Origin of the sequence: Streptomyces torulosus, from assembly GCF_001419765.1 — a bacterium.
GTDB classification, from domain to species: domain Bacteria; phylum Actinomycetota; class Actinomycetes; order Streptomycetales; family Streptomycetaceae; genus Streptomyces; species Streptomyces torulosus.
The window spans coordinates 1-14,338 of sequence record NZ_LIRK01000219.1; the positions used below are offsets into that span (position 1 = coordinate 1).

At 73.1% G+C, this 14,338-nt stretch carries 11 protein-coding genes; 7 read left to right on the plus strand and 4 right to left on the minus strand.

All coding sequences use genetic code 11. From position 1 onward, the window contains the following. The 5 genes from AOK23_RS16070 to AOK23_RS16090 form a co-directional block, all read left to right on the plus strand. Window positions 1-2,244 (plus strand): MMPL family transporter (locus tag AOK23_RS16070; protein WP_055713400.1); only part of this gene is annotated, 2,244 nt, incomplete at its 5' end. A gap of 530 nt (window positions 2,245-2,774) precedes the next feature. Beyond that, window positions 2,775-3,521: an HAD family hydrolase gene (locus tag AOK23_RS16075; protein ID WP_240496407.1), complete on the plus strand. Its 747-nt coding sequence runs from the start codon at window positions 2,775-2,777 to the stop codon at window positions 3,519-3,521. Continuing rightward, entirely contained in the window at window positions 3,518-5,164 is a 1,647-nt protein-coding gene (locus AOK23_RS16080) for an FAD-dependent monooxygenase (RefSeq protein ID WP_055713401.1), read from the plus strand. The genes AOK23_RS16075 and AOK23_RS16080 overlap by 4 nt, the downstream gene beginning before the upstream one ends. Before the next feature lie 67 nt (window positions 5,165-5,231). Beyond that, complete coding sequence (locus AOK23_RS16085; protein WP_055713402.1) at window positions 5,232-6,299, plus strand: ScbA/BarX family gamma-butyrolactone biosynthesis protein; 1,068 nt, start codon at window positions 5,232-5,234, stop codon at window positions 6,297-6,299. A gap of 110 nt (window positions 6,300-6,409) precedes the next feature. Further along, window positions 6,410-7,015: a response regulator transcription factor gene (locus tag AOK23_RS16090; RefSeq protein ID WP_055523101.1), complete on the plus strand. Its 606-nt coding sequence runs from the start codon at window positions 6,410-6,412 to the stop codon at window positions 7,013-7,015. 86 nt (window positions 7,016-7,101) lie between these two features. Here AOK23_RS16090 and AOK23_RS16095 read toward each other — a convergent pair whose 3' ends face one another. From AOK23_RS16095 to AOK23_RS48845, 4 genes are all read right to left on the minus strand, one after another. After that, a complete protein-coding gene (locus AOK23_RS16095) occupies window positions 7,102-8,355 on the minus strand; it encodes a sensor histidine kinase (RefSeq protein WP_055713403.1) in 1,254 nt (417 codons plus the stop codon). Window positions 8,356-8,455: 100 nt separating this feature from the next. Then, a complete protein-coding gene (locus AOK23_RS16100; RefSeq protein ID WP_055713404.1) occupies window positions 8,456-10,060 on the minus strand; it encodes a SagB/ThcOx family dehydrogenase in 1,605 nt (534 codons plus the stop codon). A gap of 60 nt (window positions 10,061-10,120) precedes the next feature. Next, window positions 10,121-12,499: a TOMM precursor leader peptide-binding protein gene (locus AOK23_RS16105; protein WP_055713405.1), complete on the minus strand. Its 2,379-nt coding sequence runs from the start codon at window positions 12,497-12,499 to the stop codon at window positions 10,121-10,123. Further along, window positions 12,496-12,861, minus strand: a complete 366-nt coding sequence (locus tag AOK23_RS48845) for a TIGR04351 family putative TOMM peptide (RefSeq protein WP_240496408.1) — start codon at window positions 12,859-12,861, stop codon at window positions 12,496-12,498. The genes AOK23_RS16105 and AOK23_RS48845 overlap by 4 nt, the downstream gene beginning before the upstream one ends. A gap of 253 nt (window positions 12,862-13,114) precedes the next feature. Between AOK23_RS48845 and AOK23_RS16115 the strand changes: the two genes are divergently transcribed. Together AOK23_RS16115 and AOK23_RS16120 are read left to right on the plus strand one after the other, a co-directional pair. After that, a complete protein-coding gene (locus tag AOK23_RS16115) occupies window positions 13,115-13,951 on the plus strand; it encodes an AfsR/SARP family transcriptional regulator (RefSeq protein ID WP_055713406.1) in 837 nt (278 codons plus the stop codon). A gap of 145 nt (window positions 13,952-14,096) precedes the next feature. After that, the coding region (locus tag AOK23_RS16120) for a thioesterase domain-containing protein (protein ID WP_240496409.1) at window positions 14,097-14,338 on the plus strand (242 nt) is incomplete at its 3' end.

Sequence of the window (14,338 nt, forward strand, 5' to 3'; positions counted from 1 at the left end):
GCCGGTGCCGTCGTCCTCGGCAGCGGCGTCGCCGACCGGCTGCGCAGCGGGGGCAGCGGCGGTGTCGTCGACCCGTCCTCCGAGTCCTCGTACGCCGCGGGCGTCCTGGAACGGGAGTTCCCCGGGGCCCGCCCCAACCTCGTGCTGCTGGCGCGGGCCGACGGCGGGGTCGACGACGCCGACGTGGCACGCCAGGGCCGGGAACTCGCCGCCCGGCTCGCCGACGAGCGGGGCGTCACCGGCGTCACCTCCTACTGGGACACCGGCGCCGGGGCACTGCGCTCCGACGACGGCCGGGAGGCACTGGTGGTGGCCCGGCTCACCGGGGACGAACTGGAGGCCGACCGCACCCTGAAGGACCGTATCGTCGGGCACTTCGACGGACGCCAGGGCGATCTCACGGTCCGGATCGGCGGCAGCGTCGCCGTCCAGAACGAGCAGCAGACCTTCATCCGCGAGGATCTCGTGCGCGCCGAGGTCATCGCGCTGCCGATCACGCTCCTCATCCTCATGGTCGTGTTCGGCAGCGCCGTGGCCGCGCTGCTCCCCGTCGGCATCGGCGTCATCGCGATCCTCGGCACCAACGCGGTGCTGCGGGTCCTCACCTCCTTCACCGACGTCTCCGTCTTCGCCACCAACCTCACCACCGCCCTCGGCCTCGGCCTCGCGATCGACTACGCGCTGCTGATCGTGCGCCGCTACCGCGAGGAACTCGCCGCCGGCCGCGACACGCCCGCCGCGCTCGCCGTCACCCTCAACACGGCCGGGCGGACCGTGCTGTTCTCGGCCGCGACCGTCGCCGTCTCGCTCGCCGCGATGATGGTGTTCCCGCTGTACTTCCTGCGGTCCCTCGCCTACGCCGGGATCAGCGTCGTGATCCTCGCCGCCGTCGCCGCCCTGGTGGTGCTGCCGGCCCTGCTCGCCGTCCTCGGTCGGCGGATCGACGCCTGGGACGTGCGCAAGCTGGTCCGGCGCGGTTCCCGCAAGGCCCCCGAGCCCGCAGCCTCCGGGGCCGGCTGGGCCCGGCTCGCCCGGGGAGTGATGCGGCGCGCGCCGCTGGTCGCCACCGGCACCCTCGCCGTGCTGCTGCTGCTCGGGGCGCCCTTCCTGAACGTCGACTTCGGCACCGCCGACTACCGGCAGCTGCCCTCCTCCGCCGACTCCCGCGTGGTGCAGGAGAACATCAGGGACCACTTCCAGGGCAGCCCCACCGGAGCGATCGAGGTCGTCACCCGCGACGCGCCCGCCGACGGGCTCGGCGACTACGCCGAGCGGCTGTCCCGGCTCGACGGAGTGATCCGGGTGGACGGGCCGACCGGCAGCTACCAGGACGGCCGGGCCGCCGGACCGGCGCAGCCGGGCCGCACCGCCGGCGAGGCCGCGTACCTCACCGTGGTGCCCGGTGTGGAGGCCGTCTCCGACGAGGGCAAGGACCTGGTGCGGGACGTCAGGGCCGTCGACGCCGACTTCCCCAGCTACACCTCCGGGACGACCGCGGCCCTGATCGACAGCCAGGCCGCCATCGGCCGCGGCCTGCCGTGGGCGATCGGCATCATCGTGCTCGCCACGCTGGTCCTGGTGTTCCTGCTCACCGGCAGCGTGCTGGTGCCGCTGCAGGCCGTCCTGCTCAACGCGCTGAGCCTCACCGCGATGCTGGGCGCCGTGGTGTGGGTCTTCCAGGACGGGCACCTGTCGGGGGTGCTGGGCTTCACCCCGACCGGGAGCATCGAGACGGCTCTGCCGGTGCTGATGTTCTGCCTCGCGTTCGGACTCTCCATGGACTACGGCGTCTTCCTGCTCTCCCGGATCAAGGAGGAGCAGGAGCGGACGCTCGACCACAAGGCCGCGGTGGTCGAGGGGATCCGCTCGACCGGCGGTGTCATCACCGCCGCCGCGCTCGTCCTCTCGGTGGTCATGGTGGCCATCGGCACGTCCCGCATCACCAACACCAAGATGCTCGGACTGGGCGTCGCCCTGGCCATCCTCATGGACGCCATGGTGATCCGTACGCTCCTCGTCCCCGCGGTACTGTCGCTCACCGGCCGGGCGACCTGGTGGGCGCCCGGACCGCTGCGCCGCCTGCACGCCCGCTTCGGCATCCGCGAGGGCGGCCCGGCCCCGGCGGCACCGGCCCCGTCGGACACGCCGGACGTCTCCGCCCCGTCGCCCGCGGCGGACACGCCGGCGCCGGTGACGCAGGAGAGGGAACGGGCCGGCGCGGCAGCCGGGAAACAGTCCGGCTGACACCACGTCGGCCACACGGCCGCGCGAGTACGTGAATACGCAGGAAACAGGGTGCGGGAGGACCTCGACAGGTCCTCCCGCACCTCTTTGGCGGGGCGCAAGCGATCGCCGTTAGCGTCCGGGCAACGCGTCGGGCGGACGCCGCGGCAACGCCGCACGGACACCCGACCCGGCCCGAGTGGCTACGGCACCGCCGGGCCCGCCTCGAACGGCCCACGCGCCCCTACGGCCGCAGCCGGCCGGCCGCGATCAGTGGAACGGCCGTGGCCGGACCGGCCGACGACCTGGCCGAACCGACCGACCCGACCGAGCCGACCCACCCGACCGAGCTGACCGGTTCAGCCCGGTCGGGTCGGTCACCGGTCCACCCGGTTCAGCGGTTCGCCCGACCCACCCACTCCGGCACCCGCCACCCCGACCCCGGCCCAAGGGATCACCCAGATCACCAGAGCAACGCGATCACCAGAGCAAATCGAGCAACCAGAGCACGCAGAGCGAGCAGATCGACCAGAGCAAGGGGGAACAGCCCGATGACATCCACACACCAGACCGGGCCGCAGGCCCGGCCCGTACGCCGCGTCGCGGTGGGCGAGGGGAGCGCCATGGCGGTCGACACCGTCGTCGTCGACTACGGAGGAGTGCTCACGAATCCGCTCGTGGAGACCTTCGCCGCCTTCGCCGAACTCGCCGGCATCGACGCGGGCGACCTGGCGCAGGCGTTCCTGGCGGCGACGGAGCGCCACGGGGAGACCCCGATGGCCGCCCTGGAGACCGGCACGATCACCGAGCGGCAGATGGTGGACCGGATCCTCGCCGAACTCCCCGAGGGGGCGGGCCGGATCCTCGCGGACGGACAGAGCTTCGGCGAGCTGTGGTTCCGGGGCCGACGCGCCAACGAGCCGTTCCTGGCCTTCCTGAGGGCCCTGCGCCGCGACGGCTACCGGCTCGCCCTGCTGACCAACAACGTCCGCGAGTGGGAGCCGCTGTGGCGCGCCCAGCTGCCCGTCGACGAACTCTTCGACGTGGTCGTGGACTCGCACCGGGAAGGCGTACGCAAACCGGAACCGGAGATCTACCGGATCCTGCTCGACCGGCTCGGCACCCCGGCGAAGCGCTGCCTGTTCGTCGACGACACGGAGGAGAACTGCCGGGCCGCCGCCGAACTCGGCATGCGCGCCGTGCGGTTCGCCGACACCGACAGCGCCGTCCGCGAGATCTCCGCCCTGCTCCACCGCCCCGTGGCCGTGGCCGCCGGCGCCGCGGGAGGTGCCCGATGACCGCCACCCCGGTTCTCGTCGTCGGCGCCGGGCCCACCGGGCTGTCCGCCGCGTGCGCCCTGTGGGACCTCGGCGTGCCCTGCCGTGTCGTCGACCGGCGTCCCGGCCCCGGCATCGCGCCCAAGGGGCTGGTGCTGTGGAGCGGCGCCCTCGAATGCCTGGACCGCCTGGGGGTCGCCGAGAAGCTCACCGGTACGGCCCTCCCGCTGGCCGGGGCGTCGTACTGGTCGAAGGGCAGGCGGATCGCCGGTGTGCGGTTCGGCGGACTGACGGGCACCGCGTTCCCCGGCCCTCTCTGCGTGCCGCAGCCCTTTACCGAACGGGCGCTGCTGGAGCGGCTGACGGAGCTGGGCGGCACCGTCGAGTGGGAGACCGAGGCCACGGCGGTGACCGTGCACCGCGGCGGCCCCGAGGAGTCGGTGACCGTGACGCTGAGCGCGGCCGGCGTGGAGGAGACGGTGACGGTGCCCTGGCTCGTCGCCGCCGACGGCGCCCGCAGCCTGGTGCGCGACAGCGTCGGCATCCCCTTCGAGGGCCACACCTTCGACCGTACGTTCCTCATCGGGGACGGCAGGCTGGAGGGCGCGCCCGAAGAGGCCGAGGTGCAGCACCACATCACGCCCGACGGGGTGCTGGTGATCGTCCCGCAGCCCGACGGCCACCGGGTCTTCTTCGACACGGAACCGGACGAGCGCACCGATCCGCCCTCCGAGGAACTGCTGCAGCGGCTCCTCGACGAGCGGGGCCCGGGCGGGCTGCGGTTGCACGGCACTTGGTGGACCAGCCGCTTCCGGGTGCACGCCAAGGTCGCCCCGCGCTTCCGTGAGGGCCCGGTGCTGCTGGCGGGCGACGCGGTGCACGCCCACACCACCGCCGGCGGCCAGGGCCTCAACACCGGCGTCCAGGACGGCTACGACGTGGGTTGGAAGCTGGCGACCGTGGTGCGCGGCGGCGACCCGGCGCTGCTCGACAGCTACGAGGCCGAACGGCGTCCCGCGTCCGTCCGGGCGGTCGCGAACGGTGACCAGCAGACCCGGATGTGGCTGCTGCGCCGTCCGGCGGCCCGGCTCCTTCGGAACACGGTCATGCGGGTGCTGTCCGCCACCGGACTGCTGGAGCGCAAGGCGATCCCCCTGCTCGCCCAACTCGACCTGGACCACTCCGGGAGTCCCGCGGTGGCCGCGTCCGACGCCGTGGCCGGCGTGCCGCGCACGCTGAGGCCCGGGCGGCGTTCCCCCGACGCGACGCTGGCCCCCGTGCGGGGCACGGCCGCGACGTCGCTCCACGACCATCTGGCGGCCGGACGGCACACCCTGCTGGTGTACGGCGCGGGGACGGCCGGGGAGGCGGCCGTACGCGCCGCGGAGGCCGTGCGGGAGCGGGGTGTCGGCGACATGGCCCAGGTGCTGTGGATCCAGCCCGCCGACACCGCCACCGCGCAAGTGCCGCACGAGGGAGGCGAGTTGATCGTCGCCCGGGACCAGGGCCGCACGCTCGGCGCGGCCGGCTCCCCGTGGGTCGCCTACGTGCGTCCGGACGGTGTCGTCGCCGCCCGCTCCGCCCCGGCCGGCCTTGACGCGCTCCTCGCCCGGCTGCCGTCCCGTGAGCCCCTCACGGCACCGGTGCCGTCCCTGCGGCCCTGAGCGGGCCCGGCCACCCCCTCGCGAGTCGATTGATCGCGACACCCAGACTTCCTTGGAAGGACCGACCATGAGCATGTCCACGTCCGCCACCACGTCGGCCATCACGTCCGCCACCGCGTCCGCCGTCGTGGATCCCGCCGTCTCCGAGGCGGCCCCGGCGCGTCCGCGGGTCGCCGAGGTGGAGCTGAGCTACGACGCGACCGTTCCCCGCACCCTCGTCCACCGGGCCTCGATCGCCGAGGTCTTCGTCACCGACTCCGCCGAGACGGGCGAGGACACCTTCGCCGTCGCCGCCCAGCTGCCGCGCGGCCACCTGATCGGGGAGGCCTCCCCGTCGTACGACTTCACGCTGCTGGTGGAAGTGGTGCGGCAGGCCGGGGTGCTGATCGCCCACCGTCATCTCGGGGTGGAGCTGGGCTCGGCGTTCATCTTCCGGGACCTCAGACTGCGGGTCACCGCGTTCGAACCGCTGCGCATCGGCCGGCGGCCGGCCGACCTGCGGGTCGAGGTGACCGTGCGGACCCGGCGCAACCGGGCGGGCCGCGTCCAGGGGTTCACCTTCACCGGGGACGTCGCGGTCGACGGACGGCCCGCGATGCGCGGGGAGGGCGGGCTGCTGATCCTGTCCAAAACCGCCTACCAGGCCATGCGGAGCAGGCGGCAGCTGCCGGACCACCCCGGTTTCCTGCTGCCGCGCTTCACGGCGGCCGAACCGTGCGCCGTGGGCCGCCGCGACGCCAGGAACGTGTTCGTCACCGAGCCCGTCGCGGACGGCGAACAGGGCGGTTTCTCCTGCCAGTTGGTGGTGGACACCAGCCACCCGCACGTCTTCGACCACCCGCTGGACCATGTGCCGGGCCATCTGCAGATGGAGGCGGCGCGACAGTTGGCGGTGGCCTCCGTGGCGCGACTGCACGGCCTCGACCCGTGCAGCCTGTCGATCGCCTCCATAGAAACCGACTTCACCGACTACGCCGAGCTGGACCGCATCACCAGCCTGCGGGCGACGGTCGGAGGGTTCCGTTCCGACGAGGAACTGGGCACCTTCACCATCCCGGTCGAGGTGCAGGCGGTACAGGAGAGCACCGTCACCACCGCCATGCGGATCGAGGTGGCGCAGTGGGCCCAGAATTAAGGTGAAGTTTAAAGGAAATCGCTCTCTGATCTTTTACGGGCACCCTCTGTCAAGTAATGTCCTCGTCAATCGGGCCGACGTGACCTTCTCGGCCCCCCGGGGGGAGCACAGTGATACGCATCCTGCTCGCCGAGGACATGCACATGGTCCGTGGGGCCCTGGTGGCACTGCTGGCCTTGGAGGGTGACCTCACGGTCGTGGCCGAGGTCGAGCGTGGGGACCGGATCCTCCCCACGGCACTGGAGCACCAGCCGGATGTCGCCATCATCGATGTCGACCTGCCCGGCCTCGACGGCCTGAGCGCGGCGGCCCAGCTGGCCCAACAGCTGCCCTCGTGCCGCACGTTGATCCTGACCAGCCTCGGCCGGCCGGGCACGCTCCGCAAGGCGCTCGCGGCCCAGGTGGGCGGTTTCCTCCTCAAGGACGCACCGCCGGACCGGCTGGCCGACGCGGTCCGGGACGTCGCGGCCGGGAAGCGGGTGATCGACCCCCAGTTGGCCCTGGCGGCCCTGGACAACGGGGAGAACCCGCTGACGCCCCGTGAGACGGAGGTGCTGCGGCTGGCCGCGGACGGGGCGGAGGCCGCGGACATCGCGCGTCTGCTGTTCCTGTCCGTGGGGACGGTGCGCAACTACCTGACGACGGTGGTCACCAAGCTCAACGCCCGCAACCGGGTCGACGCGATCCGGGTCGCCAGGGAGAGCGGCTGGCTGTGAGAGGCCGCGGGCCGGACGGGGTGAGGCACCCCCGCCCGGCCCGCGGCCCCAAGTCCGTTCCCCGCCCGCTCCGCCGCCCGCGGCTCTCAGTCGGCCTGGCAGGCGGTCTGGCCCAGCGGGACCGCGGCCCGCAGGACGAACCAGCCCGCCTCGTCCAGCCCGGACTTCAGATGGCCTCCGATCGAGGCCAGCCGGAACTGCAGATTGCCCAGACCGCTGCCGTCCGAGCCGTCCGATGGGTCCCGGAAGGCCGTGGCGGTCTTCTGCACCCCGTCGTTGGCGATGGTGAGGACCAGGTCGCCCGACGACGTCCCGCGGAACTCGATCCGGCAGTGCTCCGCCTTGCTGTGGCGCAGCAGGTTGGTGATGGCCTCGCGGAGCACGGTCGCCATGATGGTGCTCACCTCCCCCTCGGGAAGGTCCACCCGGCACTCCACCTCCGCCTGGATGCCGGCGGCCGCCAGGACCGCCTGCGCCGACACCGCCTCGGTGGACAGCGACATGTCCCGGTAGCCGCGGGCGACCGTGCGCACGTCGGAGAGGGCCTGCCGGGAGATCTCCAGGATGCTCCTGAGCTCCTCCAGGGCCCGCTCGGGGGCCGCGGGCACCAGGCGGCACGCCAGTTCGCTCTTCAGGGTCACCGCCGACAGGCTGTAGCCGAGCAGGTCGTGCAGGTCCCTGGCGAAGCGGAGCCGCTCCTGGGTGACGGCCAGCCGCGCGAGTTCCGTCTGGGCCGCGTGCACCTCGACCACCAGCTGGGCGAGCCGGTTCAGGCCGTACACGATCAGTCCCGTCAGCACCGTGGAGACGGCGATGTACACCGAGCCGACGAAGTGCATGCCCAGCAGCGGGCCCGTGCTCGCGGCCGCCACGGTGACCAGCCCGAACAACGGCCAGGCCACCGTCGGCCGGAGCACCAGCAGCAGGGAGGCGCCCAGGAAGCCGGCCATCCCGCCCCAGCCGAACCCCAGGACGAACAGCGGGAGATACGTCAGCAGGGCCTGCAGGGTGAGCGTCCACCGGTACCAGCGAGCCCGGAACCGCCGCAGACGCTGGGTGGTGTGCACGAGTTGAAGAAGGAAGACCAGGCTGAAGCCGAGGGCCGAGGCGACGAGGGTCAACGGCCCCGGCCTCGCGTCCGCGATGTTCAGGAAGCCGGTCAGGACGAAACCGCACTCGACGATCAGGACGACACTCTGGGCGAGCCGGGGCGGCGGGGCACTGAGACCCAGGGCGCGCACCGCCGCCGACAGGGTGGGATTGCCGCCGACCCCGCCGGTGGCGGTCTCTCCTAAGGAGCGGTCGACCTGTGTCTCCGCGGCCGGCGCGGCTGCCTCCATGAAAGCCCCTCACCAGAACGGGATCAAGGAGCGACCAGTGTATGCGGGATCATTGAACTGTAAGTATTAAATGCAGGACTCATGGATCAACTGTGCGTTTTTAAGGGATGGTTGGTGACAGTTGCGGGGCCACGCCCAGGGCGAATCCCCCGACGCTCGGCTCGGTTAACCAGTCCGTGCCGGTGGTGCGGGCGGCCAGCTCGACGTCACCGCTCCCCAGGGCGCACGCGGCCAGGCCCATCGCGGTGCCGATCAGATACAAGTTCTGAATGACCGCGCCGACGTGCTTCAGCGTCAGCGCGTAGGGGATACCGCTGTACTTCCAGGACAGCCGGTGGATGCGCGAGGTGATGGTGATGACCACCGCGGGCGGGTCCACCAGCCCGGCGCTGATCTGCGCCTCCGCGATCAGCTCCGCCGTCGCCGAGTCCGTCTCCCCGTCGCCGATCTGCACCAGGCAGTGCTCCTGCGGCGCGTAGTAGTGGGTGCCCGAGGGGATGCCGGCGCAGTCCCGGATCGTGAGATAGAACTCGAGCTCGTAGGCGCGGCCGCCGCTGGGGTACGGCCGGTCGGTGTACGCCTCCTCCTGCCGGCCCTCCCCCTGCCGCTCGTACAGGCCGCGGACCCGCAGCGTCCGGTACAGGAACTCGCCCAGCACGGCGGCGGTGAGCGGCTCCGCACCGTAGCTCCGGATGCTCTGGCGTCCCTCCACCACGGTGGTCAGCGGCGGGTCCCCGGCCGTCACCTCGCTCAGGGACGGCCGGGGCAGGGCGAGGCGCGGGCCGTCCGGCAGCGGCTTGACGGCCGGGGCCGGGGGCAGCCGCCCGGCCAGCGGATACGTCGCGCCGAAGTCCGCGTCGTGCCGGCCGAGCGTGGAGCGGCTGTGGAAGAGCAGGTCGATGGCGCCCCACGACAGCAGCGCCGGGTCCCGGTCCTCCGCGAAGCACGGGACCGGGTCACCGCCGCCCCGGCCCTCCTCGTACGCGTCCGGGCCGCCGCGGTCGGCGGCGGGCGACGGCTGCTCCGCGGAGAGCACCATGCCGGTCCCCAGCAGATGGCCGACGATCTCGGCGACCACCGCGGCGGGCAGCGGCACGGCCGCGGCGATCTCGTCGACCGTGAGCGCGCGACCGAGCATGCTCACGACCCACGCGGCCTCCGGAGCGTGCAGGACGACCCGGTACAGCGACACCGGCCCCTCCAGCACGAACCCCTCGCCCTCGCTGCGCAGGAACGCGAAGCGGGACAGCCGCACCGGACGCTGCCGGTCGACGGCGTCCGGCCGGTACCGGGCCGACTGCGCGATCGGCACCACCGACAACAGGGGCTGGTCGGCGCCCTCCAGCGTCAGTGAGCGCACCACCATGTGCTGCAGCCGGTGCAGCACCATCAGGATCTCGGCCTGCGCACCCGTGACGGTGGCCGTGCGCCCCCCGGGGGAGGAGGGGCGCACGGAGCCGTCGGCGGCCAGCTCGGCCGCCACGTTGGCCAGCGAGATCGGGCCGAGGCTCATCCGCCGCAGCGCCTCGCGGACCAGCGGGCCCGCCCGGTGCAGCCGGGTCTCGCCCCACCGGCCGGAGAGCACCACGGGACTGGTCGGGCCGCCCATGTCCACCAGGACGTCCTCACGGAGCGACCACAGGGCGACGCAGCGCCTCTCGCTCTGCGGTGTCACGACGGTGCTCAACGGCCTCTCGGCGGTCATAGGGGCTCCTGTGGGGCATGGGGGGACGGCGGTGGGGCGCCGTTCCGTTCAGATGAACAGTCAGAGGAACAAGGGGACGGGGTTGAGGTCCTCGTACGGTGTCGGCGCGGCCAGCCGGCCCAGCCGCACCGGCACGTCGAACAGCCGGCCGGGCGCGAACCGGGCCCAGAAGTGCCGCAGCCCCGGGACGACCACCTTCACCACCGGGATCCCGATGTCGGGCCTCGTCTGGTCGAGCACCAGCAGGTCCATGCCGTGCCCGCGCAGCAGCTCGACGACGGCCTCGACGTCGTCCCGCAGGTCCGGCCGGTTGCGGAAGGTGAAGTCGGCCGGGCCGCGCGCCGGGAGTGAGGGGTCGGGCAGCAGATACGGCTGCGTGGCCACGGTCGCCCCCCACCACCAGCCGAGCGGTTCGGGCGCCGTCGTGCCGTAGCCCGTGCCGTCGGCCCGTGCGCCGACCACCGCGGGCAGCAGCTGGTTCATCTCGGTCAGCGCGCGGCGCAGCGCCACCGCCGGGTCGAAGTGCGCCCCGAACCCGAACATGATGTCCTCGGCGGGTTTGTCGGTGCGCCGCGACACCGCCGCGAACACCGGCACGCCCAGGTCGGAGGTGAGGTCCAGGACCCACACCTCACGGCTCATGTGCCGGTACACGTCGAGGAGTTCCTCGGTCCACGCGTCGCCGAAGCCGTCGGGGCCGTGCAGCCGCACACCGGGCTGCCGGGTGCGGTTGTACCACCACAGGGCGACGGCGTCCCGCTCCACCAGCTCCAGGAAGCCGTGCAGGATCGCGTCCTCCGGGCTGCTGCCCGCGGCGTTGCCGTTGGAGTCGGCGCGCAGGGAGCGCCGCCCGGCCACCGGCCGGGACGACCCGTCGGCGGCACCCGGGAAGTACAGCATGCCGGTCGGCAGCAGCCGCTGCCGCTGCTCGGTGAGCGACCACACCGGCGTCCAGTCGACCGGAGCCCGGTCGTCGAAGGGCTCGGGAACGTACTGGAACGCGTCGTGCAGGGCGTTCCACCGCTCCCGGTCGCGGAACTGCCGGGGGGCGAACAGCTGGCAGGTGTCCGGGGAGACGGCCACGTCCCCCAGGCCCCGCAGGCTGTCCCTGGTGCGCGGCTCGTCCCCCTGGAGGGTGCCGCTGTACCGCTCCAGCGCCTCGCACATGGCGCTCACCTCGGCGTCCAGCGCGGTGGCGCCCTTGCCGCCGCTGAGGTGGCGCAGCCCGGCCCGCAGCCGCGCCAGGTCGGTTCCGCCCAGCGCGGCGTTGCGGCCCGCCAGATAGCAGTGCAGGCCCGACGGTGCCCGCGGGTCCCTGCGGATCTCCTCGATCACCCCGGTCACCGGGCTGACCAGATGCGCGTACCGGTCACGGACCTCCTGCGGGGAGAGCGCCCGGTGCCCGCCCCCCGCGTACGGCGCCTTCGGCCGGGAGACGAGCGTCACCGGCTGCCGCACCTGCCGTGCGACGAGGCCGGGGTCACCGCAGTCCGGGCACTGGGGACGGCGTCGCAGCTCGTGGTGACGGGTCGTCAGGGCGAGGGTGTCCAGGGTCAGGACCGCGGACTGGCCCGGATAGCGGTAGCCGGCCAGCCACTTCGCCGTCTCCAGCGCGGCGAGCTGCGCGGCGGCCGCCGCGGACGGCGGCACCTGGGCGGCCGGCCGGGGGACCGGGCCGGTCAGGCCGAGCGCCCGCCGCACCGGCGCCTCGCACAGCCGGTGGCCGCGCAGCCGGTGGGCCAGGCACGACCAGCAGGGGCCGGAATCCGGCTGGAACACCGGGCCCACCCACGCGGTGGAACCACCGGGCCGGGACAGCAGCCAGGGCCGCCCCGTGGCCCGGTGCAGGGCGTCGATCTCACGCAACTCGGGGTTCAGGTAGTCGTCGCACACGACGAGGGACAGCGGGGCGAGGTCGTTCCCGGCCACGCCGTGCGCGCCGTGGGCCCGGCCGTTCCCGGCCACCGCGAGCCCCGCGGCCCGGCACGCCTCCAGCACCCCCTCGGCGCACGCGCCGCCCACCGTGAGGACCTCCAGCGGGGCGGCCGCCAGCCGCCGCAGGGCCACCGTGCCGTCCAGTCCGGCCAGCTCCCAGAACGCGCGGGCCGGCCGGCCCGCCTCCTCGGAGCCGACCGCGACCGGCGTCGAATAGCCCACGAGACCGGCCTGGGCGAGTCGCGCGATCAGCCGGCCGACCTGCTCGGGCGGTATCTCGGGGGCCGCGTCCCGCAGCAGGGACGGCAGGTCCCTGGTGCCGTCCAACAGGGGTACCAGGGCCTCGATGTGATCGCCCTGCAGCGCGGTCACACCCCGGTCGGACAGGAGGTACGCGGCGTCGTCGGCGACGACCTCCGCTCTCAGGTGACTGCGGAACCCCACGAGCCGCGGGTCGTGCGTTCTCGACGGGTGCGCGGGACGCTCACCGAAGACGGCGGTCACCGCACGATCCTCCGGCTGACGGTCCCCGACGACGTGTGACGGGCCTCGGGGGACACGTCCTCGGTCAGGCAGAAGCAGAGGAAGGCGTGCGCGGTCGTCGGCTGGGAGAGCTCCTCGATGGTCAGTTCACCCACCGGGTTCTCGGGCAACGAGGGGGGCTGCTGCCCCTGAGCGAGCGTGACGCCGAACTCGTCGAGCACCGATGTGGCGTCCACCTGGTAGCGGCGTGACAGCTCCGGCTCCAACCACGCCCGTGCGACCAGTTCCATGAACCGCAGTTCCTGGCCGGGCATCCGGTCGAGCCCCACGGTCTGGTCCGTGGCGCGGGTACCGTCGAGAGTGGAAATAACGCCTTCGTGCACGTTGCCCTCCGCAATGACCTGTGGATGGATCGGAAGTCGCCGTGATCGGACCGGCAGACAGGATTCTTCGGTCAGCGGGGTCGTCACCGACAGTGTTCCCCTCATGCCTCCCATGTGAATTCGTCATGGGTCACCGCCTCCGTTATTCACGCGGCGGCGATGAAGCGCTCACTGGGAGTGGCGTGGGCCGCCATGCCACTGTGGAGCGCTCGGAAACGCAAGCCGAGCGGTTTTGGCTGGAGGGAGAACCACAATGGAGGTCCGGGTCCTGGGGCCGCTCGTCGCCCAGCTCGACCACACGTCCGTAGTGCCCAGCGCGGCCAAGCCCCGCCAGGTGCTCGCCCTGCTGGCACTGCACGCCGGCCAGGTCGTGACCGTGTCCACCCTGCTCGACGAACTGTGGGGGGACGCGCCGCCACGCACCGCGCCCGCGACCCTCCAGACCTACATACGGCAGCTGCGCCGCCGACTGGCCACGGCGCTGGGCCCGACCGCGGTGCGCGGGCCGAAGGACATCCTGTGCACGCGCTACGGGGGCTACGCGCTGGACGTGGCCGGGCCCGACGACGCCACGCAGTTCCAGCGGCTGTCCGTGGCCGGGCAGACGGCGCTGCGCGAGGGCACCGCCCGGGAGGCGTCCGCGCTGCTGCACCAGGCGCTGGCGCTGTGGCGCGGGCCCGCCCTGGCCGATGTGCAGATCGGCCGTGCGCTGGAGGTCGAGACGGTACGGCTGGAGGAGACCAGACTGGGCGTCCTGGACGCCAGGATCGAGGCCGACATGCGGCTCGGCCGGCACGCCGCGCTGCTCGGAGAGCTGACCGCGCTGGCCGCGCAGCACCCGCTGCACGAGACCGTGCACGCGCAGCTGATGCTCGCGCTGTACCGCTCGGGCCGGCCCTCCCACGCCCTCGGTATCTACCAGAGGCTGCGTCAGTGCCTCATCCGTGAGCTGGCGTTGGAGCCGTCGACGCGGCTGCAGCGGCTGCACCAGGCGATCCTGCGGGCCGACCCGGCCCTGGAGTCACCGGATCCGGCCGTGCCCGGCGGCGACGGACTGCGCGTCGCACCGCTCACGCCGGCCTCGGTCTGAGCCCTGCCTCCCGAAGGCCGACCAGGAGCGTTCCTCTCTCCGCCCGGGGCGTTTGGCCGCCCTTAAGCGCCGCTCCCGACGCTGGGGGCACGGCGGGTACCGGCCACCTGGTGGCCACCGCGCAACGAGAGGAGTTCCGGTCACTATGACGCGATATCTGAGACGCGGTGGTCCACGGCACGACGGTCGCCTGCGCATGTTCTGCTTCCCCTACGCGGGCGGGGGCGCCTCCGCCTACGCCGGGTGGCAGCGTTGGCTGGGGACCGGGGTCGAGGTGCTGCCGGTGCAGTTGCCGGGCCGTGAGGGCCGGATGACGGAGCCCCGCTTCACCGATCTCCCCGCGCTCGTGGCGGACCTGGACCGGGAGCTCGGCGAGGAACTCGACCA

Excerpts from the sequence above, each read along its gene's own strand:
- AOK23_RS16115 (WP_055713406.1), top strand. The coding sequence starts at position 13,115 with ATGGAGGTCCGGGTCCTGGGGCCGCTCGTCGCCCAGCTCGACCACACG.
- AOK23_RS16075 (WP_240496407.1), top strand. The coding sequence starts at position 2,775 with ATGACATCCACACACCAGACCGGGCCGCAGGCCCGGCCCGTACGCCGC.
- AOK23_RS16085 (WP_055713402.1), top strand. The coding sequence starts at position 5,232 with ATGAGCATGTCCACGTCCGCCACCACGTCGGCCATCACGTCCGCCACC.
- AOK23_RS16095 (WP_055713403.1), bottom strand. The coding sequence starts at position 8,355 with ATGGAGGCAGCCGCGCCGGCCGCGGAGACACAGGTCGACCGCTCCTTA.
- AOK23_RS16080 (WP_055713401.1), top strand. The coding sequence starts at position 3,518 with ATGACCGCCACCCCGGTTCTCGTCGTCGGCGCCGGGCCCACCGGGCTG.
- AOK23_RS16100 (WP_055713404.1), bottom strand. The coding sequence starts at position 10,060 with ATGACCGCCGAGAGGCCGTTGAGCACCGTCGTGACACCGCAGAGCGAG.